This is a genomic window from Rhodopseudomonas sp. G2_2311 (assembly GCF_047501505.1).
GTDB classification, from domain to species: Bacteria; Pseudomonadota; Alphaproteobacteria; order Rhizobiales; family Xanthobacteraceae; genus Rhodopseudomonas; species Rhodopseudomonas palustris_H.
This window is the reverse complement of sequence record NZ_JAZDRK010000015.1, coordinates 33440-53855: the sequence shown is the minus strand read 5'-3', so window position 1 is coordinate 53855 and position 20416 is coordinate 33440. Positions and strand designations below refer to the sequence as shown.

The following is a 20416-nucleotide window of genomic DNA, read 5'->3' as shown; positions in this document are numbered from 1 at the left end:
CGCCCCGGAATGACCGAGGTGATGAGGTTAGAAACTTTACCGCGAGTCATTCCGGGGCGCTTGCGACAGCAAGCGAACCCGGAATCTCGCCGCGCGCGAGGCGCCGGTGTCCTATTATGTCTATCTGCTCGCCAGCCGCAAAGACGGTGCCCTGTATGTCGGCGTCACCAACGACCTCGTCCGCCGGGCTTATGAGCATCGCACCAAATCCGTGCCGGGTTTCACGTCGAAATACAACATCGCCAAGCTGGTGTGGTTCGAAATCCACGACGACCCGATCTCCGCCATCACAAGGGAGAAGGAGATCAAGAAGTGGCGACGGGCGTGGAAAGTGGCGCTGATCGAGCGCGACAATCCGGGCTGGGACGATCTGTTCGAGACGATCGCGCGATAGGCTGAGGCAGGGTGCCCTGAACCTCGGGATTCCGGGTTCGCGCTGCGCGCGCCCCGGAATGACGGCGTTTTGAGAAACAGCCCCTCAGCGAGTCATTCCGGGGCGCGAGCGAAAGCTCGCGAACCCGGAATCTCTGCCACTGGGAGGAGACCCCCTACCCCGCCGCCTTGATCAGCCGGTCGGCCGCGGCCCTCGCCTCTGCGGTGATCTCGGCGCCGGCCAGCATGCGGGCGATTTCTTCGCGGCGGTGGTCTTGTTCCAGCGCGGCGACTCGGGTGGCGACGCGTTTGCCCTTGTCGAGGGCAGCCTTGGAAATCAGCAAATGCTGGTCGGCACGGGCGGCGACCTGCGGGGCGTGGGTAACGGCCATCACCTGGACCTTGGAGGCGAGCCGCCCCAGCCGGGCGCCGATCGCATCGGCGACGGCGCCGCCGACGCCGGTGTCGATCTCGTCGAACACCAGGGTCGGCGCCGAGCCCTTGTCGGACAGCACCACCTTCAGCGCCAGCAGGAAGCGCGACAGCTCGCCGCCCGACGCCACCTTCATCAGGGGGCCGGGGCGCGTGCCGGGATTGGTCTGCACCCAGAACTCGACGCGGTCGATGCCCTGCGGCCCCGGCGCGGCGTCATCGGCCTCGACCTGGGTCATGAACTTGGCGCGTTCGAGCTTGAGCGGCGCCAGCTCGGCACCCACCGCCTTGTTGAGCTTCTCCGCCGCTTTGGTCCGGGCCGCCGAGAGCTTTGCGGCTGCAGCGCTGTAGCGGGCGTCGGCTTCGGCGGCGTCCTTCTCCAGGACCACCAGCCGATCGGCGCCGGCATCGATCAGCGCGACGTCGGCGACGTATTGGGCGGCAAGCGCGGCAAGCGAATCCACCGGGGTCGAATACTTGCGGGCGGCGGCGCGCAGCGCGAACAGCCGCTCCTCGATCCGCTCCAGTTCCAACGGATCGAAATCAGCCGCGGCCAGCGCGGCGTTAAGATGCTGATCGGCCTCTTCCAGCGCATTGATCGCGGCGTCGATGGCTTTCACGGCCGGCTCGACCAGTTGCGGCGCGGAGCCGGCGCGACGCTCCAGCCGGCGCACCGCGGCAGCCAGCGAGGCGACCGGCGAATGCGGCCCGCCGACTGCCTCCTGCGCCTCGCGCAGGTCGGCGGCGATCTTCTCGCCTTGCATCATGGTGGCGCGGCGCTCGGCCAGCGTGGTCTCCTCGCCATCCTGCGGCGCGAGTTGCTTCAGCTCATCGGCGGCATGGCGCAGATAGTCGGCCTCGCGGGCGGCGCGCTCCATGCCGGCGCGGTGGGCGTCGAGCGCCGCCCGCGCTGTGCGGCGGCCCTCCCACAGCGTCTCCAGTGCGGCGACGTCCTTCTCGAGCCCGGCGAAGGCATCGAGCAGCCGGCGATGGGTGGCGGCGTCGACCAGCGCCCGCTCGTCATGCTGGCCGTGAATTTCGACCAGCGTGGCGCCGACCGCCTTGAGGGTCTGCACGCTCACCGACTGATCGTTGATGAAGGCGCGGGTGCGGCCGTCGGCAAGCTGGACCCGGCGCAGGATCAGTTCGCCGGATTCGTCGACCTCACGATCGTCGAGGCCGTTGGCCTTGAGGATCGCGAACGCCGGATGGGTCTTGGCGACATCGAAGCTGGCGGTGACCTGGCCGTGCTCGGCGCCGTGGCGGACCAGCGCGGCATCGCCGCGGCCGCCAAGCGCCAACGCAAAGGCGTCGAGCAGAATCGACTTGCCGGCACCGGTCTCGCCGGTCAGCACCGCGAGGCCACGGGAAAATTCGATGTCGAGCCGCTCGATCAACACGATATCGCGGATCGAAAGGCGCGAAAGCATGGGAGACGGTCCTATCCGAGACCGAGCTTTTTGAAGGACTTGCTGATCCAGGAGCCCTTGTTCTCGGTGGGTTCGAGTCCCCCCGACTTTACAAGATTGTAGGCGTCTTTGTACCAGCGGCTGTCAGGAAAGTTGTGGCCAAGCACGGCGGCGGCGGTCTGCGCTTCGCCGACGATGCCGATCGCCATATAGGCCTCGGTCAAACGCGCCAGCGCCTCTTCGACGTGGCGGGTAGTCTGATAGCGCGTCACCACGGTCTTGAACCGGTTGATCGCCGCGGCGTAGTCGCGCTTGCTCATGTAATAGCGGCCGATATCCATCTCCTTGCCGGCGAGCTGGTCGCGGGCGCCTTCCAGCTTCTGCTTGGCGCTGTTGGCATATTCGGAGGTCGGATATTTGCGGATCACCTCTTCGAGCGCGGCGATCGCCTTTTCGGTGCGGCCCTGGTCGCGCGAGATGTCCGGGATCTGGTCGTAATTCGACGCCGCGATCAGGTACTGCGCATAGGCAGCGTCAGAGCTGCCGGGGTGCAGCGTGACGTAGCGGGTGGCGGCGCCGATGCAGCTGTCGTAGTCGCCGGCCTGATAGTACGCGTAGGCGGACATCAGCAGCGACTTGCGCGCCCAATCCGAATACGGGTGCTGGCGGTCGACTTCTTCGAACTTCTTGGCGGCGCCCTTGGTGTCCTTGTCCTGATTCATCAGGTACAAGCCCTCGTTGTAGAGCTTGTCCGCCGGCTCATCGACCATCTTGTCGTCTTTGGCCAGGAACTTGTCCCACAACGCGCCGGTGCCGCAGCCGCCGAGCGGAAGCGACAGCGCCAGCAGGCTGAAGATCATCGGCAGCCCGCGCCGCAGGCGATCGCCCCTGCGAGAAGTCTCTCCGTTCCGCAGTCCGAGCGCGATCCGCTGTGCCGACATCAATTCCAACCCGACAAATGGAGAACGGTGCCCCGGCAATCGACCAGACCGCTGTGGCCTGAGCCATCGACCTGCGCCGGAAAGCGTGGAGTCAACCGCCGGCTGTTTAGCCGAAAAAGGTGACTTCACCAACCGGGTACGCAGCTAATTCGCCGGGAATAAGGCGGCCGGCCCAATCGGTTAACAGGCCGCAAGATGTGGAAAATCGCCTGACTCGCTGTTGCGGTCAGGACACGTCCGGACCGTAGGCCGGAGCCACCATGCCGCCGACCAGGCCGGTGACGGCTTCGGCGTGGCCGCGCACCGCACGACGCGCCGGCTCGGCTTCGATCACGCGCCAGGCGCTGCGATCGGCCAACAGAGTGGTCAGCACGGTGTGGTTGAGCTTGTGGCCGCCGCGCACCGAGCGATAGGCGCCGAGGATCGGCAGGCCGGCGAGCGCGAGGTCGCCGATCGCATCCAGCGCCTTGTGGCGCGCGCATTCGTCGGAGTAGCGCAGGCCTTCCGGATTGAGCAGACGGTCGTCGTCGAACACCACCGAGTTTTCGAACGAGGCGCCGAGCGCGTAACCCATCTTCCACAGCCGGGCGACGTCGTTCATGCGGCCGAAGGTGCGGGCGCGCGCGACTTCGCGGCGGAAGATCTCCGGCTCGACCGCGAGCGCATATTTCTGCTTGCCGATCTGCGGATTGGAAAAGTCGATTTCGACTTCGACGCGGAAGCCGGCGGCGTAGGGCCGGAATTCGCCGAAGGATTCGCCGATCGCGGCGGAGACAGGCTTCAGGATCTGAAGGTATTTGCGGGGAGTGGCCTGCTCGCGGAGGCCGGCCTGGTCGATGGCAGCGACGAACGGGGCGGCGCTGCCGTCCATGATCGGAACTTCGGGACCGTCGACTTCGATCGTGGCGTTGTCGATGCCCATGCCGCGCAGCGCGGAGAGAATGTGTTCGGCGGTGGAGACCAGCGGACCGTCGCTGTCGCCGAGGACGGTGGCCAGCTCGGTGGCGACCACCGACTTGGACGTCGCCTTGATCTCGCGATCGGCGCCATCAAGTCCGGTCCGGACAAAAAGAAAACCCGCATCGATATCTGCGGGTCCCAACGTCAGAGTCACAGGACGGCCCGAATGAACACCTACGCCCGTCACCGTGGCTTGCGAACGCAGCGTGGTTTGCCGGCTGAACTTCATAAGTAAAGTGTCCCACTGACGCAGTGCGGAGATCGTTCCGGTCCTGTCGGCCGAGCGACTCGCTCTAGGCGTCCCCAAGTCCGTATTGACCATAGCACTGCCCCAAATCGCGCCAACTCACGCTTTTTTACGGATTGTTACCCCAAACCCGCCGCATTACCGCCGCCTGCCGATCGAATTCGACATCAATCGTGATCGACGCGATTTCGTTTCAGTTCCGCCTAAAGTCGTAAAATGACGATTTTTCAGTGACTTAGATTTTGAAGGCCAGAATACCGGCTTGCCACAAAAAAGGGCCCCGGCGGATCGCCGAGGCCCTGAGCTTGGTCAGATTTCAGACATTGTTTCAGGTCGCCTGCCGCCGGAGAAAGGCGGGGATATCCAGATGGTCGTCGCCCTGTGGCGCGGGGGCCACAGGCGCCGGGCGGCCGTGCATGTCGAGTCCCTGCGGCGCCGGACGCTTGGCGTACTCGGACACCGGCTCCTTACCCATCTGATCGGCGACGCTGCGCTGCGGCCGGCGCTCCGGCAGCGGCGGCATCTGCGGACCGCCGTTGCGGGCGACCTGCGGCGCTTCGGCCGGCTCGTCGTCGCGGCGGCCGAGACCGTTGGCGAGGCGCTGCAGCAACGACAGCCGATTCTTCTGCGGATGATCCTCTTCGCCATCGCCGCGGGCCTGGCGGATTTCGTTCTGGGCCGGCACCGGCAGCTCGTCGAAGCGCGGCATCCGCGGCGGGCGCATCGCGGCGCGGTCGGCGGCCGGCGGCACGAAGGCTTCCGGCGCGAGCGGCTCTTCGGACACGGCGCGCGACTGTTCCGGATCCGGGAACAGCGACGGCTTCTGCGGGATCGGGCGGACGGTGACGTCGCCGTAGGACGCCTGCTGCACCGGGGCTTCCTGCGGCATCGGCTCGTTGCCGACGGCAGCCGCGATCGCGGCGAGCGCGGCGCGCTCGACATTGGCAGCCTGACGCGGAGACGAGTCGACGACAGCGGCGGCCGGAGCAGCGGCGGCCTGGGCGGCGCGCATCGCAGCAGCTTCGGCAATCCGCTGATTGTCGGCCCGCAGCTTGGCTGTCAGCTCAGCCAAGCGGCTATCGTTTCCCACCGCACTCGCGGCGGCGGCCGCCGCCGGGGTGCCGGCATTGCGCGACAGCTGCGCCTGCTCGATGCCGGTGGCGACCACCGACACGCGGATGATGCCGTCGAGGCTCTCGTCGAAGGTGGCGCCAACGATGATGTTGGCGTCCTGATCGACTTCCTCGCGGATGCGGGTGGCGGCTTCGTCGACTTCGAACAGCGTCAGGTCCTTGCCGCCGGTGATCGAGATCAAGAGGCCGCGGGCGCCCTTCATCGAGGAATCGTCGATCAGCGGATTGGCGATCGCGGCTTCGGCGGCGGTCAGCGCGCGCTTCTCGCCGGTGGCCTCGCCGGTGCCCATCATCGCCTTGCCCATCTCGCGCATCACGGCGCGGACGTCGGCGAAGTCGAGGTTGATCAGGCCTTCCTTGACCATCAGGTCGGTGATGCAGGCGACGCCCGAATACAGCACCTGGTCGGCCATCGCGAAGGCGTCGGCGAAGGTGGTCTTCTCGTTGGCCACCCGGAACAGGTTCTGATTCGGGATGATCAGCAGAGTGTCGACGACTTTATGCAGCTCGGTGATGCCGGTCTCGGCGGTGCGCATCCGGCGTGCGCCTTCGAAGTGGAACGGCTTGGTCACCACACCGACGGTCAGTATACCCATCTCGCGCGCGGCCTTGGCGATCACCGGCGCGGCGCCGGTGCCGGTGCCGCCGCCCATGCCGGCGGTGACGAAAACCATGTTCGCGCCCGAGAGGTGGTCGCGGATTTCGTCGATGACTTCCTGCGCGGCAGCCGAGCCGACGTCCGGCTGCGAGCCGGCGCCGAGACCCTGGGTGACCTGGGTGCCCATCTGGATCAGCCGCTGGGCCTTCGACATCGTCAACGCCTGCGCGTCGGTGTTGGCGACCACAAAGTCCACGCCATCCAGTCCGGCCGTGATCATGTTGTTGACCGCGTTGCCGCCGGCGCCACCGACGCCGAACACGGTGATCCGGGGCCGCAGCTCGCGAATATCCGGGACATTGAGATTGATGGTCATGGTTGCCTCTCGATTACGCGCGCGTTGGTTCGTGAAGTCCCCGGCAAATGGCCTGGGCAATCTGTGAAAGCGGAAGGGGGCGGAAAAGAGTCATCAGAAGCCCTCGCGCAGCCAGCGGCCGACTTTGCCGAAGTAACCGGCATGGGCGTCGGCCCGGATGTGGCGGGTGTGGCGAGGTTCGATGTGCTCGAGGTGAGCGAACTGCGGATAGACCAGAAGACCGGTCGGCACCGCGAACGAGCCGCTCTTGGCTTCGTTCGGCAGACGGCCGACGCCGAGCGGACGGCCTACACGGACCGAGCGGCCGAGAATCCGCGTGGCGAGCTCGGGCACGCCGGTGAGCTGCGACGCACCGCCGCTCAGCACCACACGCGCCCGGGGCTCTGCCGCAAACGGCGACTCCGCCAGCCGGTCCCTGACCATCTCAAAAATCTCCTCGGCCCGATGCCGGATGATGTTCGCGATCGTGGCGCGGGAGATCACTTGCGGGCTATCCCGCTCGTCCCCGGCGGCCGGGATCGACATCAACTCGCGCGCATCGGAACCGCCAGTTAGCACCGTGCCATATAACGTCTTGATTCGCTCGGCATCCGCAATGCACGCACCGAGTCCGCGGGCGAGATCCATCGTGATGTGATGCCCGCCGACCGCAAATCCGCTCGCATGGACGAAGCGACCGCCGGAATAGATCGCGATCGTCGTGGTACCAGCCCCCATTTCGATCAGCGCGGCGCCGAGATCGACCTCGTCGTCGGTCAGCATCGACAGCCCGGCGACATACGGGCTCGCCGCCATCGCTTCGACATTGAGGTGGCAGCGCTCGACCGCGAGCATCAGATTCTTGGCGACGGTGGCGTCGGTGGTGACGACGTTCATGTCGACGCCGAACTGGCGTGCCACCATGCCGCGCGGATCGCGGATGCCCTTGACGCCGTCGAGCGTGTAGCCGACCGGCAGCGCGTGCAGCACAGCACGACCGATGCCGGTGGCGTGGTGCATGCCGGTCGAGGTGACGCGGCTGATGTCTTCGGCGGTGACGGCACCGCCCTTGATGTCGGAGGTGGCTTCGATCAGCTGGCCCTGCAGCCGGCCGGCGGAGACCGACAGCAGCACCGACTCCACCCGCACCTTGGCCATGCGCTCGGCCAGCGCCACGGCGTGGCGGATCGCCTTCTCGCATTCGGCCATGTCGACAACCGCGCCCGCCTTGACGCCACGCGACTGGATCTGGCTGTAGCCGACGAGTTCGATCGAATGGGTGCGGCCGCGCAGCGCCTCTTGCGGCGGGCACGGCTTCAGCCGCGCGATCATGCAGGCGATCTTGCTGGTGCCGATATCGAGCGACGCCACCATCGCGGTGCGATGCGGCGCAATCGGCCGTGTCTTCGGCGTCTGGGTACGATCGAAGACGGTCACGCGTCACCAGCCTTCTTTTTGGACTTCTTGTCCTTGCTGAACAGCTCTTCGCGCGCCTTGAAGGCGGCGTCCGACAGCCGCACCGTCAGACGGTCCGGCAGCCGCATATCGATCGCGGTGATGTCGCGCGAGAACAGCTTGTCGTCCTGATCGAGCTGGCTGAGCATCGTCAGCGCGTTGCCGACGTCGTGCTCGGGCATGCGAATGACGAGACCGCTGGTGAGCCAGACGTTCCAGCGCCGTTCGCCGACCAGGGCGACGGCGCGGGTCTGCGACCACACCTGCGGATAGCGCTGCAACAGCGCGATGAAATCCTTGGCTCGTTCGCCGGCGCCCTTCCCGACCACCAGCGGCAGCGACAGGAAGCGGCGCGCCACATATGGCTCGAGCACGGCGCCGTCATCGGCAATCACCGACATATGGCCGTCGAGCTGCCAGCGCGCGAATGCCGTGCGCTCGACGATGTCGATCTGCAGTTCGCCCGGATAGAACTTCAGCACGGTGGCGTCGGCGATCCACGGGTTCGCCTTCAGCTTGTCGCGCACCGCGGCGGCATCGAGAAACAGCAGCGACGACCGGCCGGTAATGCCACCGATCGCCAGGATCTCGTCCTGGGTGAGCTGCTTGCGGCCGGCGATCGCGACTTGCTTGATGCGGAAGCCGGCGAGATTGGCGGCGCCGTTGCGGGTGTCGTCCAGCGCCTGAACGAACTCGTCGACATGACCACCCTTGACGATGCCCATGCCGGCGCTGCCGAGCAGGATCAGCGCGGTGAAAGCGACGCCGACGCGACGCGGCAGCCAGCGCTCCAGCACGGCGATCACACCGCGCGACGGCTCGGGACGCACCAAACGCTGCGGCCGCGCCTGCTTCTTGCGCGAACGGCGTTCGCGCAGCAGCGCAGCCACCGCGTGGGCGACCGCCTTCAGGTCAGACTGAAGCCTCGACAGTCTTGACGACCGGGCGAGGCGCCCTCCACCGTCCATTGCAAAAGCTCGTTACACGTTGCGCCCGCGCCTACTCCGGGCAATGGCGCAGGTGACGTCTCGGTGGTTCCGGACCCGCCCTGCGGGCCGGACCGTCTGCCTGAAATGCAAACCGAAACGGATAAAGAGCTCCGCCCGGCTTACGCCACGACAGCCGAGCGCCAGGATGCGCCGCCAGCGTTAACCTTCGGCCCTCCTGGTAAACAAATCGTAAAGCAGGCCTGCGCAGACCCGAATTTGTTGCGTCCGGAGAAGGATTTGCGGCGAAAACGCGACTTTCCGCCAAGGCCTCCAGATGGAACCGGGAGGGCGTCCGGTCAGCTCCGCACGGCGCGCTCGGCCAGCGCGATCTGCCCGTTAAGGAAGTCGACGAAGGGGATTCCCAGCGCGTTCAACGCCTTGGGATAGAGCGAGGCTTTGGTGAGTCCGGGCAGCGTGTTGGTCTCCAGGAAAATGGGGCCATCCTTGCCGACGATGAAGTCGGAGCGCGAGTAGCCCCGGCACGACATCACCCGGTGCGCCCGCACGGCGTAGTCCATAATGGCGGCTGCGATCTCGGGGGCGAACCGGCCGGGGCAGATCTCCTGGGTCGATTTGGCAAGATACTTCGCGGTGTAGTCGAAGCCGCCGTCGGCCGGCACGATCTCGATCGGCGGCAGCGCGCGCAGCGAGCCGTCTTCGGTTTCGAGCACGCCGCAGGTCGCCTCGACGCCGGCGACGAACGGCTCGATCAGATAATCCTCGGTCTTGGCGGCATGGCGCACCGCGACCAGGTCCTGCCTGGCGTTGACGAAGAACAGCCCATAGCTCGAGCCGTCGCAGGCCGGCTTGGCGATCAGCCGGCCGTAGGTTTCGAGCGCTGCCTCGGCATCGGCGAGCGCGATCCCGCTCACGGTACGGACACCGGCGATCGCCGCGAAATGCTTGGCGGCGACCTTGTCGAAAGCCAGATGCGAAGCTGCCGAGCCCGAGCCGGTGAACGGCACCCGCCGCAGTTCGCACATCGCCTGCAACTCGCCGTTCTCGGCGGCGCCGCCGTGCAGGCCCAGCACGAGCAGCCGCTGCTCGGCCGCGGCGCGATCGAGCGCGGTTTCGAGCGGGCCGACGTCCTCGCCGTCCGGCACGAAAGCCTCTTCGAACGGCCGGGCGTGCGCCAGCAACGCTTGCGCCGAAACGGCATGGACGCGGTCGTCGTCGTTCCAGAACCATAGATCGGCGTCCGGCAGCGCGCTGTGCAGCGCCTGCGCCGAGGCGACCGACACCAAGCGCTCTTTGCTGGTGCCGCCGAACAGAATGGTGTGTCGCATCGGTCGATCCGCCGCGCGGTCCCTGTTGAAGTCGAAGAAAAGCTGCTGCGTCCCGCGGACCCGGCGCGCGGCGTCATTTTGCCGATTTGGCCGATTCGGAGAAGCGGCGTTACGGCGGCGCGGCTGCGCGCCGCAGGGAGGCGAAGCCCCACAGCAGCAGCACCACCAGCGCCGGCGTGGTCAAACCGACCACCCGCAGCGGCTGCCACACCCCGCCTTCGGTCGCGATCATGCCGAGCCACATCACGCCCGACCAGGCGATCAACGCCGGCACCACACACACCCGCCCTCGCCGCCGCCAGACTTCGAACTGCACCAGCGCGATCAGCGGCGCCGCGAACGCCACGTAGTTGGGCTGCGACACCGACAGCATCACCGGCAGCGCCGCACTGAGCAGCGCGCCGCCGATCAGTAGCGACGTGCCGAGCGGCGGCTGCGGGCCTTTCAGGCGCCAGAACCGGTCATGGCCGAGCCACACCAGCGCGCCGATCACCACCGCATCGAACACGAGCTGGCCGATGGTGGCGAAGCGCGGCAGGGTGTCGGTCTCGGGCAGACCGCCGGCGGCGATCCGCGCCAGCATCGCGCCGATGCTGAGCATATCGTAGGACGTGAAGGTGATCTCGTCGGCGATCTTCGGATTGGGCACGCCGGTGAAGATGCCGCTGAGATGCTCGGTCCACATCGCACCATACAGCTTCACCACTTCGGCCGGGCCGAGGCACAGCGTCGGCACCACGAACAGAAACACCGCGCTGAAGCCGAGGGTGGCGAGCACGGCGCGGAAATCGCGGCGCAACACCGGGAAGATCAGCAGCGCCAGCGGAAACAGCTTGATGGTGAAGCCGAGCGCCAACGCAGAGGCCGCAAGGTAGATGCGGCCGCGCAAGTACAGCACCAGGAATGCCACCATGGTCAGCAGCACCACGGCGCTCGGCTGGCCGCGGCCGAGCCCGTCGCCGAAGAACGGCAGCAGCGCCACCACCGGCCCGAGCCGCAGCAGCCACCACGCGCTCCAACCGGTCTGATCGAGTGACGGCGGCAGCGCACGTTCCAGCCCACGCGCCCAAAGATCGACGGCCGCCAGCATCGCGGCGGCACTGAAGACGTACCAGGTCGCGACCGACAGCGGCAGCGGCAGCGCCCACTCCGGTTTGGGGAAGCCGTCGAGCGGATGGGCGAACGGTCCCATCAGCAGCGCGAAGGTCGGCGGATAGTGATAGGTCCAGCCGTGATGATCGGCGACTTCATACAGCGGATAGCCGGTCCACACCGCCCAGGCGGCGCGGAAGAACACCTGCACGTCGCCGAAGCCCTGCACCGCCGAGCGTTTCACCACGATCGGCAGATAGATGCACAGCGCCGCCGCGACCGTAGCGATCAGCACGATCTCGTACCAGCGAAGCTGTCGCAGGCGCGGCGCAAATTGCGAATACAAGGCAGGATGTCTCCTCAGCCGTCGCCGAGCACATGGCCGCAGCGGTCTGGCGGAACCGTGGCACTAGACCAGCATACGTGCAGGGCAGCCAAACCCCTCGCGCGCTGGCCGTGGACGATGGCGGCGAAAACCGCCAAAGTCGGACGCGTTTGCAGGGTGTTGCAGCGTGATTCCGGCGGTCCTGCGTCGGTGCCGTTTCGCGCCGTTGCGGAGAAACAAAGAGACACAGATGATCCGAGATTGGCTCGACCTTCCGCCGTTTGGAACCTTCGCGACGCTGGCGCTGCTGTACTATGGCGTGGCCGCCGTACTGATCGTGGTGGTGTTCGTCTCGCCGCTGCGCGGGCCGATCGCGCGATTGCAGGGCGTGGTAGCGCCGTTCTTCTCGTCGGTGGCGGTGCTGTTCGGATTGCTGACCGGCTTCCTCGGCTACGATGTCGCCGAACGAAATCGCCAGGCGTCGCGCGCGGTGCAGACCGAGGCCGGCGAACTGCAGAATGTCTATACGCTCAGCGTCGCCTCGGTGTCGGACATGCAAGCCATCCGCGTCGCGCTGAAGAACTATGTGGCGACGGTACTCAAGGACGAATGGCCGACCGTAAACGGCCTCGCCTCGCCGCGGACCAACCTCGCCTATGATCAGATGCTGACTGAAATCAGTTCGCCGGCGATCACCCGGGACTCCGGCGCGGCGGTGCACGTGGCGTTGCTCAGCTCCGCCGTGCGCGCCGGCACCGCACGCAATACCCGGATCAGCCTGTCGATCGACCGGACCAGTGACCTCAAATGGATCTCCGTTCTGCTCCTCGGCGTCATCACTCAGGCGGCAATCGCGCTGGTGCATCTCGACAAGCCGCGGCCCATGTCGGCGGCCCTGTCGGTGTTCGCCACCGGCGCGATCGTCGCACTCGGGCTGATCGCGCTGCAGGAGGATCCGTTCAGCGGCGTGTTCCAGGTGTCCTCGATTCCGCTCGAGCACGTGCTGTCGCTGCCGGATACGCCCCAACTACCTCCCAACGCGGTGCCGATTCCACACCCTCAAAAGCCATGAGGCAAGGCACGCCCAACGCCTTGCGCGTTTGCTGAGTTGATCGCGTGCGGCCGGCGGCTCAGCTCTGCTCGGGCGCGACGCCGATCCGCTTGATTTCCCACTGCAGCTCGACGCCGGACTGCGCCTTGACGCGAGAGCGCACGGTCTCGCCCAGCGTCTCGATATCGGCAGCAGTGGCCTCGCCGGTGTTGATCAGGAAATTGCAGTGCATCTCCGAGACCTGCGCGCCGCCGATTCTGAGGCCGCGGCAGCCGGCGGCATCGATCAGGCGCCACGCGCTCTGACCAGGCGGATTCTTGAAGGTCGAGCCGCCGGTCTTCTCGCGGATCGGCTGCGCCAGCTCGCGATGCGCCTGCACCTCGTTCATCTTGGCGCGGATGTGATCCGGCGTCGCCGGGGTGCCGCGCAGCCGCGCCGAGGTGAAGATCAGCGCAGGATCGGCGCCGCTGTGGCGATACGAGAACTGCATCGCGGCGTTGTCGAACAGTTTGCGCGTGCCGCTGCGATCATAGGCGGTGGCGTCGATCAGCACGTCCTTGGTCTCGCGGCCGTTGGCGCCTGCGTTCATCCGCAGCGCGCCGCCGATCGAGCCGGGAATGCCGTAGTAGAATTCCAGCCCGCCGAGCTGCGCCGCAGCCGCGGTTTCGGCCACGCGCTTGTCGAGCGCGGCGGCTCCGGCATGAACCACCTCACCCTCGACGCGATGCTCGCCGAAGCCGCGCGGCGACAGCCGGATCGCGACGCCCGGCAGCCCGCCGTCGCGCACGATCAGATTGGAGCCGAGCCCGAGGCACATCACCGGAATCTCGACCGGCAGCCGTGACAGGAAGTAACCGAGATCATCCTCGTCGGCCGGCGTGAACAGCACCTGCGCCGGCCCGCCGACGCGAAACCACGTCAACGGCGCCAGCGGCTCGTTGCCGAGCAACCGCCCGCGCAGCTCCGGCATCGCGGCTTTCAGGTCGGGCGTGAGATCGGGAAAACTCATACGTTTAAGGCCACAAACGTGGATGGCCGGGCCGAGCCCGGCCATGAAGAGGATTCAACGTCCGGCCAGAACAACATCAACCCAGCGCCTTCAATTCGCCGGGCAGTGCGTAGGCCCATTGGGTGATGTTGCCGGCCCCTAAGCAGACGACGTAGTCGCCGCTGTGGGCGAGGCCGGCGACGACGCCGGCGAGCGACGCGGAATCCTGCAGCGCGACGACGTCGCGGTGGCCATGGGCGCGCAGGCCGAGCACGAAGTGATCGCGGTCGACGCCTTCGATCGGCGCTTCGCCGGCCGGATAGACGTCGGCGACGATCACCGCATCCGCATCGTTGAAGCAGGTGCAGAACTCTTCGAACAGCGACTGCAGCCGGCTGAACCGATGCGGCTGCACCACGGCAATGACCTTGCCCGAGGTCGACTGCCGCGCCGCCTTCAGCACCGCGGCGATCTCGACCGGATGATGACCGTAATCGTCGATGATGGTGACGCCGTTCCACTCGCCGGTCTTGGTGAAGCGACGGCGCACGCCGCCGAAATTCGCCAGCGCCTTGCGGATGGTGTCGTCGGACAGGCCGAGCTCGTGCGCCACGGCGATCGCAGCGGTGGCGTTGAGCGCGTTATGACGACCCGGCATCGGCAGCTTGAGATCGGCGATCTCGTGCGCGGTGCCGGCCTTGCGATCGCGGAACGCGACTTTGAAGGTCGAGCCGCCGCCGCTGGCTGCAAGATCGAGCAGCCGCGCATCGGCCTGCGGGTTCTCGCCGTACGTAATAATGCGGCGGTCTTCGATCTTGCCGACCAGCGTCTGCACCACCGGATGATCGATGCACATCACTGCGAAGCCGTAGAACGGCACGTTCTCGACAAAGTTGCGGAACGCGTCCTGCACCGCGTCGAAGGTCTTGAAGTGATCGAGATGTTCGGGATCGACGTTGGTTACGATCGCGACATCCGCAGGGAGCTTGAGGAAGGTGCCGTCGCTCTCGTCGGCTTCGACCACCATCCAGTCGCCACCGCCGAGCCGCGCATTGGTGCCGTAGGCGTTGATGATGCCGCCGTTGATCACGGTCGGATCGAGATCGCCGGCGTCGAGCAATGCCGCCACCATCGAGGTGGTGGTGGTCTTGCCGTGGGTGCCGGCGATCGCGACGCAGCTCTTCAGCCGCATCAGCTCCGCCAGCATCTCCGCGCGGCGCACCACTGGAATGCGCTGCGCGCGCGCAGCGAGCAGTTCGGGGTTGTCGCGCTTGATCGCGGTCGACACCACCAGCACGTCGGCGCCCTTGATGTTGTCGGCCTGGTGACCGACGTGAATCTGGATGCCCTTTTCGCGCAGCCGGTTGACGTTGGCGCTTTCCGAGGCGTCGGAGCCTTGCACGGTGTAGCCGAGATTGCACAGCACCTCGGCGATGCCGCTCATGCCGATACCGCCGATCCCGACGAAGTGGATGGGTCCGATATGGCGCGGCAATCTCATGGGGAGGGTCTCTATCGTTGCTGGTCGTGCCCGGATGGTCACGGGCATTTCCGATTCAGGGTCACTTCATGCAAGACGGGGATGGCCGGGACAAGTCCGGCAAATGCGCCGTTGCGAGGTTTTCGTCCGCCCGGCCTTAGACCTTCGCGACCCGTCCGACGACGTCGGCGAGGCGTTCGGCGGCGTCCAGACGGCCAATTTGGCGCGCCGCGGCGGCCATTTGGGGCAATTTGGCCGGATCGGCGGCCAGCGCGGTGATCTCGGCCGCCAGCCGGTCCGGGGTAAAATCCGGTTGAACGATGCGCAGCGCGCCGCCGGCCGCGGTCAGCACGCCGGCATTGGCGAACTGGTCCTGGTCGAGTGCACCCGGCAGAGGCACCAGGATGCCGGGCCGGCCGATCGCCGCGAGTTCAGCCACCGTCCCCGCACCGGAGCGCGACACCACGAGCTGGCTCGACGCCAGCCGCTGCGGCAGATCGGTGAAAAACGGTGCCAGCTCGCAGTTCAGCTGCAGACGGTCATACACCGCACGGACGCGGCTCATGTCCTCGTCGCGGACCTGCTGGGTCAGCACCAGCCGGCCAAGCAGCGCCGGATCCAGTTTCTCCAGCGCCGGCGGCACGATGTCGGCCATCACCCGCGCGCCCTGGCTGCCGCCGAACACCAGCACCCGCAGCGGACCGCCGGCGACCGGCGGGTCGTAAGCGACAGTCGCGGCGTCGGCGACGGCTGGACGGATCGGATTACCGGTATTGGTGATCTTCGCGGCGAGCGCCGGCCAAGCGGTCTCGTGGCCGGGAAAGCCGGTGGCGATAGCGTCGACCCGCGGCGCCAGGAAGCGGTTGGCGCGGCCCATCACCGCGTTCTGCTCGTGGATCAGCGTCGGCACTCGGCGCCAGGTCGCGGCGAGCAGCGGCGGCAGCGTCGGATAGCCGCCGAACCCGACCACCGCAGCCGGCTTCAGGCGCCCGATCAGATTGAAGGCGAGCAGCGCGCCGGAGCCGAGCTTCAGCGCGGTCTTCGCCAGCGCCCACGGCGTCCGCCCCCGCACCGTCTCGCTCGGCACCACGTCGGTCATCTCGGCGGTGAACAGCCCACTGTAGCGGGTGGCGCGATGGTCGGTGACCAGGCGGACGCGGTAGCCGCGCTGAATCAGCACCACGCCGAGCGCTTCGGCCGGAAACAGGTGGCCGCCGGTGCCGCCGGCGGCGAGCAGGATCAGGGGAGCGTCGGTCATGGCCTCACGCGTAGCTTCCCGCCGCCTCGATCGCATTGACTTCGGTCTTGGGCCGCTGCCGCGTCAGCGCCAGCATCATGCCGACGCCGTAGGCCAGCGACACCATCGACGAGCCGCCATAGGAGATGAACGGCAGCGTCATGCCCTTGGCGGGGATCAGTTGCAGATTCACCGCCATGTTGATCGCCGCCTGCACGCCGAACAGGATCGCCAGCCCCGATGCGGCGAAGCGCGAGAACAGATCCTCGCTGCGATAGGCGCGCGACAGCGTGCGCAGCACGATGAAGGCGAACAGCGCGAGCAGCGCCAGGCACAGCACGATGCCGAACTCTTCGGCCGCCACCGCATAGACGAAGTCGGTGTGGCTGTCCGGCAGGCTGCGCTTGGCGATGCCTTCGCCGGGGCCGAGGCCGAGCCAGCCGCCGTTGCTGAACGCCTCGCTGGCCATATCGACCTGGAAGGTGTCGCCGGAGGCCGGATTCATGAACCGCTTGATACGGCCGGCCACGTGCGGAACGAACAGATAGGCGGTGAACAGTCCGCCCGCGGCGGCGCCGGCGAGGCCGAATACCCAGACGATCCGCATGCCGGCAATGAAGAACAGTGCGCCCCACACCATCAGCACCAGCATGGTCTGGCCGAAATCCGGCTCCATCACCAACAGCGACACCAGCGACAGCAGCAGCATCATGGCCATCGAGGTGGCCGGCATCTCCGGCCGCCGCGCCGCTTCGGAGAACAGCCAAGCGGCCAGGATCACGAACGACGGCTTGGCGATTTCGGAGGCCTGGATGTTGATGCCGACCAGCGTGATCCAGCGCCGCGCGCCCTTCACTTCCGGCCCGAACAGCAGCGTCGCCACGATCAGCCCGATCGCCAGCACGAACACGATCAGCGCCGAGCGCCGGATCTGTCGCGGCGACAGGAACGACACCCCGATCAGCACGATCAGCGACGGCGCCAGGAACAGGACGTGACGGTTGAAGAAGTGGAACGGATCGAGCCCGATCCGGGTCGCGACCGGCGGCGACGCCGCCAGCGACAGGATCACGCCCGCCAGCATCAGCGCGATCAGCGCCACCAGCAGCACGCGGTCGACGGTCCACCACCATTCGCTGAACGGGGTGCGTTGGTCACGGGAGATCATCGGCGATCCTGGGCAAAGAGGTCGCCCATTGGTGCGCCCACGTGGTTGCCAGGGGGTTAATGCGAAGGCGCGGAATCGAGGATGTGAACAGGAGGCTTGCCGCTCAGCAATCCGTCATCCCCGCGAAGGCGGGGATCCAGTATCCCAGAGCCTATCTCTTCAATCAAAACGCTCTGGAATACTGGGTCGCCCGCCTGCGCGGGCGATGACATCAGGGGATGGGGTGCACACCCTCCAACGCCGTCACCAGTTCGCGGAACCTGGTGCCGCGGAGTTCGAAATTGCGGAACTGGTCGAACGAGGCGCAGGCCGGCGACAGCAGCACCACCGGCTCAGCCAATGCCGACGCCGCGGCATCGCGCGCCGCGGCGGGCACCGCGACTTCCAGCGTTTCGCTGATCTCGTACGGCACACGGCCTTCCAGGGTGGCGGCGAATTCCTGAGCGGCCTGGCCGATCAGATAGGCCTTGCGGATGCGCGGGAAATACTCGGCCAGGCTCTCGATGCCGCCGGTCTTCGGCTTGCCGCCGGCGATCCAGAAGATCTCACCGAACGACGACAACGCCTTCGCAGCCGCATCCGCGTTGGTAGCCTTGGAGTCGTTGACGAACAGCGTCGTCCCCTTCTCGCTGACTTGGCGGCCGACCTGCTCCATCCGGTGTGCGAGGCCCGGGAAGCTGCGCAGACCCTGCTGCAGCACCTGCGGCGAGACGCCGAGCGCCAGCACCGCAGCCGCAGCCGCAGCCGCGTTCTGTGCGTTGTGCAGCCCGCGCAGCGAGCCGATACCGCCGAGCTTGGCGACTTCCGTGGATGTGCCGCCGTCGACGCGGCGAATGGTTTCAAGATCGGCGGTGATGCCGGAGGTCACCGGCCCCAGCACCGACATCCGCACCACGCGCTTGCCGGTGCGTTCGATCCGGTCGGCGGCGGCGCGGCCGAACTCATCGTCGACGCCGATGATCGAGGTGCCGCCGTCCTGCACACCGGCAACCAGCCGCTCTTTCACCGCTGCGTAGTGCTCGATGGTGCCGTGGCGATCGATGTGATCCTCGGTGACGTTGAGCAGAATGCCGACGGTCGGATCGAGCGATGGCGTCAGGTCGATCTGATACGACGACATCTCGATCACGTGGACGCGGCCGTCCTTCGGCGGTTCGAGCGACAGGATCGCGGTGCCGATGTTGCCGCCGAGCTGGGTGTCCCAGCCGGCCTCGCGCAGCAGATGCGCGATCAGCGCCGTGGTGGTCGACTTGCCGTTGGTACCGGTGATGGCGACGAACGGAGCGTGCGGCGCATGCGCCTTGCGCTCGCGGCAGAACAGTTCGACGTCGCCGATCACTTCGACGCCCGCCTCCTGCGCCTTCAACACCGTCCAATGCGGCGCCGGATGCGTCAGCGGCACGCCGGGCGTCAGCACCAGCGCGGCGAAATTGGTCCAGGGCAGATTGCGCAGATCCGCGGTGATAAAGCCGGCCTGCGCCGCCTCGACCATGCGGTCGAGATTGTCGTCGCACGCGATCACTTCGGCGCCGCCAGCCTTCAGCGCATGGCAACTCGCCAGCCCCGACCCGCCGAGCCCGAACACCGCGACCGACTGACCGGCGAAAGAGGTGACGGGGATCATGCCGGACTCCAGATGGGCGCGCGCGCCTTACCAACTGCACAGCCGTCATCCCCGCGAAGGCGGGGATCCATACTCCCTGCGCTCTCGGTCAGAGTATGGAGCCGAATACGTCCATCCCAACCACAGGGGTTATGGGTCCCCGCCTTCGCGGGGACGACTCGTGGAGGGGTGCGCATCATTTCACTCACCGCAGCTTCAGCGTCGACAGGCCGGCGAGCGCCAGCATTACGGCGATGATCCAGAACCGGATCACGATCTGCGGCTCGGTCCAGCCCTTCTGTTCAAAGTGGTGGTGGATCGGTGCCATCTTGAACACGCGCTTGCCGGTGAGCTTGAACGAAGCGACCTGCACGATCACCGACACCGCTTCGAGCACGAACAGGCCGCCGATCACCGCCAGCACGATCTCGTGCTTCACCGCGACCGCGATCGAGCCGAGCATGCCGCCGAGCGCCAGCGAGCCGGTGTCGCCCATGAAGATCGAGGCCGGCGGCGCGTTGAACCACAGAAAGCCGAGGCCGGCGCCGAGCAGCGCTCCGCACAACACCGCAAGCTCGCCGGTGCCGGCGACGTAGTTGATCTGCAGATATTCGGCGAACACCGCGTTGCCGGCGAGATACGAGATCAGGCCGAAGCTCGCCGCGGCAATCATCACCGGCACGATCGCGAGGCCGTCGAGGCCGTCGGTCAGATTCACCGCGTTGCCGGCGCCGACCACCACGAAGGCGCCGAACACGATGAACGCCCAGCCGAGGTTGAGCATCACTTCCTTGAAGAACGGAATCACCAGCGAGCTCGACAGCGGTGCGCGGCCGAGCCACACCAGCGCGAAGCACGCCGCGCCCGCGATGGTGAATTCGATCAGCAGACGGGTGCGGCCGGAGATGCCGGCGTGGGTCTGCTTGGTGACCTTCATGTAGTCATCGTAGAAGCCAACGAAGCCAAAGCCGAGCGTCACCGCCAGCACGATCCAGACGTAGGGATTGAGCGGATTGGCCCACAGCACGGTGCCGACCGTCAGTCCCGACAGGATCATCAGGCCGCCCATCGTCGGCGTGCCCTTCTTGGTCATCAGGTGGGATTGCGGGCCGTCGGTGCGGATCGGCTGCCCCTTGCCCTGGCGCAGCCGCAGATTGTCGATGATCCACGGGCCGAACATGAACACGAACAGCGCCCCGGTCACCATCGCGCCGCCGGTGCGGAAAGTGATGTAGCGGAAGACGTTGAACGCCGGAAACGAGCTGGAGAGGTCGATCAGCCAATAGAGCATTCAA

Annotated in this window: 16 protein-coding genes; 2 read left to right on the top strand and 14 right to left on the bottom strand. The window is 66.8% G+C overall.

Annotated elements, in window-relative coordinates; translation table 11 throughout:
• Positions 1-106: 106 nt before the first annotated feature.
• Complete coding sequence (locus tag VRZ08_RS18150; protein ID WP_414533415.1) at positions 107-394, top strand: GIY-YIG nuclease family protein; 288 nt, start codon at positions 107-109, stop codon at positions 392-394.
• A gap of 154 nt (positions 395-548) precedes the next feature.
• Here the strand turns inward: VRZ08_RS18150 and recN are convergent, their stop codons facing one another.
• From recN to VRZ08_RS18110, 8 genes are all read right to left on the bottom strand, one after another.
• A complete protein-coding gene (recN, locus tag VRZ08_RS18145; RefSeq protein WP_414533414.1) occupies positions 549-2234 on the bottom strand; it encodes a DNA repair protein RecN in 1686 nt (561 codons plus the stop codon).
• A gap of 11 nt (positions 2235-2245) precedes the next feature.
• Positions 2246-3154, bottom strand: coding sequence for an outer membrane protein assembly factor BamD (locus tag VRZ08_RS18140; protein WP_164573044.1), 909 nt, complete (start codon positions 3152-3154; stop codon positions 2246-2248).
• A 226-nt stretch (positions 3155-3380) separates the two neighbouring features.
• Positions 3381-4343, bottom strand: a complete 963-nt coding sequence (lpxC, locus tag VRZ08_RS18135) for a UDP-3-O-acyl-N-acetylglucosamine deacetylase (RefSeq protein WP_414533413.1) — start codon at positions 4341-4343, stop codon at positions 3381-3383.
• A 346-nt stretch (positions 4344-4689) separates the two neighbouring features.
• The gene (gene ftsZ, locus VRZ08_RS18130; protein ID WP_414533412.1) at positions 4690-6468 is read right to left on the bottom strand and encodes a cell division protein FtsZ; all 1779 of its coding nucleotides are present in this window, start codon (positions 6466-6468) and stop codon (positions 4690-4692) included.
• A 93-nt stretch (positions 6469-6561) separates the two neighbouring features.
• The gene (gene ftsA, locus VRZ08_RS18125; protein WP_107345301.1) at positions 6562-7884 is read right to left on the bottom strand and encodes a cell division protein FtsA; all 1323 of its coding nucleotides are present in this window, start codon (positions 7882-7884) and stop codon (positions 6562-6564) included.
• Positions 7881-8870: a cell division protein FtsQ/DivIB gene (locus VRZ08_RS18120; RefSeq protein ID WP_414533411.1), complete on the bottom strand. Its 990-nt coding sequence runs from the start codon at positions 8868-8870 to the stop codon at positions 7881-7883. The genes ftsA and VRZ08_RS18120 overlap by 4 nt, the downstream gene beginning before the upstream one ends.
• Positions 8871-9187: 317 nt before the next feature.
• Positions 9188-10177 carry a D-alanine--D-alanine ligase family protein gene (locus VRZ08_RS18115; RefSeq protein ID WP_414533410.1) on the bottom strand — a complete coding sequence of 330 codons (990 nt, stop codon included), beginning with the start codon at positions 10175-10177 and terminating at the stop codon, positions 9188-9190.
• A 109-nt stretch (positions 10178-10286) separates the two neighbouring features.
• The gene (locus tag VRZ08_RS18110; RefSeq protein WP_414533409.1) at positions 10287-11615 is read right to left on the bottom strand and encodes a glycosyltransferase family 87 protein; all 1329 of its coding nucleotides are present in this window, start codon (positions 11613-11615) and stop codon (positions 10287-10289) included.
• Positions 11616-11844: 229 nt separating this feature from the next.
• On the opposite strand from VRZ08_RS18110, the gene VRZ08_RS18105 reads away from it, so the two are divergent.
• The gene (locus VRZ08_RS18105) at positions 11845-12666 is read left to right on the top strand and encodes a DUF4239 domain-containing protein (RefSeq protein ID WP_107356339.1); all 822 of its coding nucleotides are present in this window, start codon (positions 11845-11847) and stop codon (positions 12664-12666) included.
• A gap of 58 nt (positions 12667-12724) precedes the next feature.
• Here VRZ08_RS18105 and murB read toward each other — a convergent pair whose 3' ends face one another.
• The 6 genes from murB to mraY all read right to left on the bottom strand — a co-directional run bounded on the left by murB (position 12725) and on the right by mraY (position 20412).
• A complete protein-coding gene (gene murB, locus VRZ08_RS18100) occupies positions 12725-13654 on the bottom strand; it encodes a UDP-N-acetylmuramate dehydrogenase (protein ID WP_414533408.1) in 930 nt (309 codons plus the stop codon).
• Between the two features lie 76 nt (positions 13655-13730).
• Positions 13731-15134: a UDP-N-acetylmuramate--L-alanine ligase gene (murC, locus tag VRZ08_RS18095; protein WP_414533407.1), complete on the bottom strand. Its 1404-nt coding sequence runs from the start codon at positions 15132-15134 to the stop codon at positions 13731-13733.
• Positions 15135-15270: 136 nt separating this feature from the next.
• On the bottom strand, positions 15271-16371 hold the full coding sequence (gene murG, locus VRZ08_RS18090; protein WP_414533406.1) for an undecaprenyldiphospho-muramoylpentapeptide beta-N-acetylglucosaminyltransferase: 1101 nt from the start codon (positions 16369-16371) through the stop codon (positions 15271-15273).
• 4 nt (positions 16372-16375) lie between these two features.
• Complete coding sequence (ftsW, locus tag VRZ08_RS18085) at positions 16376-17518, bottom strand: putative lipid II flippase FtsW (RefSeq protein ID WP_107345308.1); 1143 nt, start codon at positions 17516-17518, stop codon at positions 16376-16378.
• A 211-nt stretch (positions 17519-17729) separates the two neighbouring features.
• Entirely contained in the window at positions 17730-19142 is a 1413-nt protein-coding gene (gene murD / locus VRZ08_RS18080; RefSeq protein WP_414533405.1) for a UDP-N-acetylmuramoyl-L-alanine--D-glutamate ligase, read from the bottom strand.
• Positions 19143-19326: 184 nt separating this feature from the next.
• Complete coding sequence (gene mraY, locus VRZ08_RS18075; RefSeq protein WP_107345310.1) at positions 19327-20412, bottom strand: phospho-N-acetylmuramoyl-pentapeptide-transferase; 1086 nt, start codon at positions 20410-20412, stop codon at positions 19327-19329.
• Between the last annotated feature and the right edge of the window lie 4 nt (positions 20413-20416).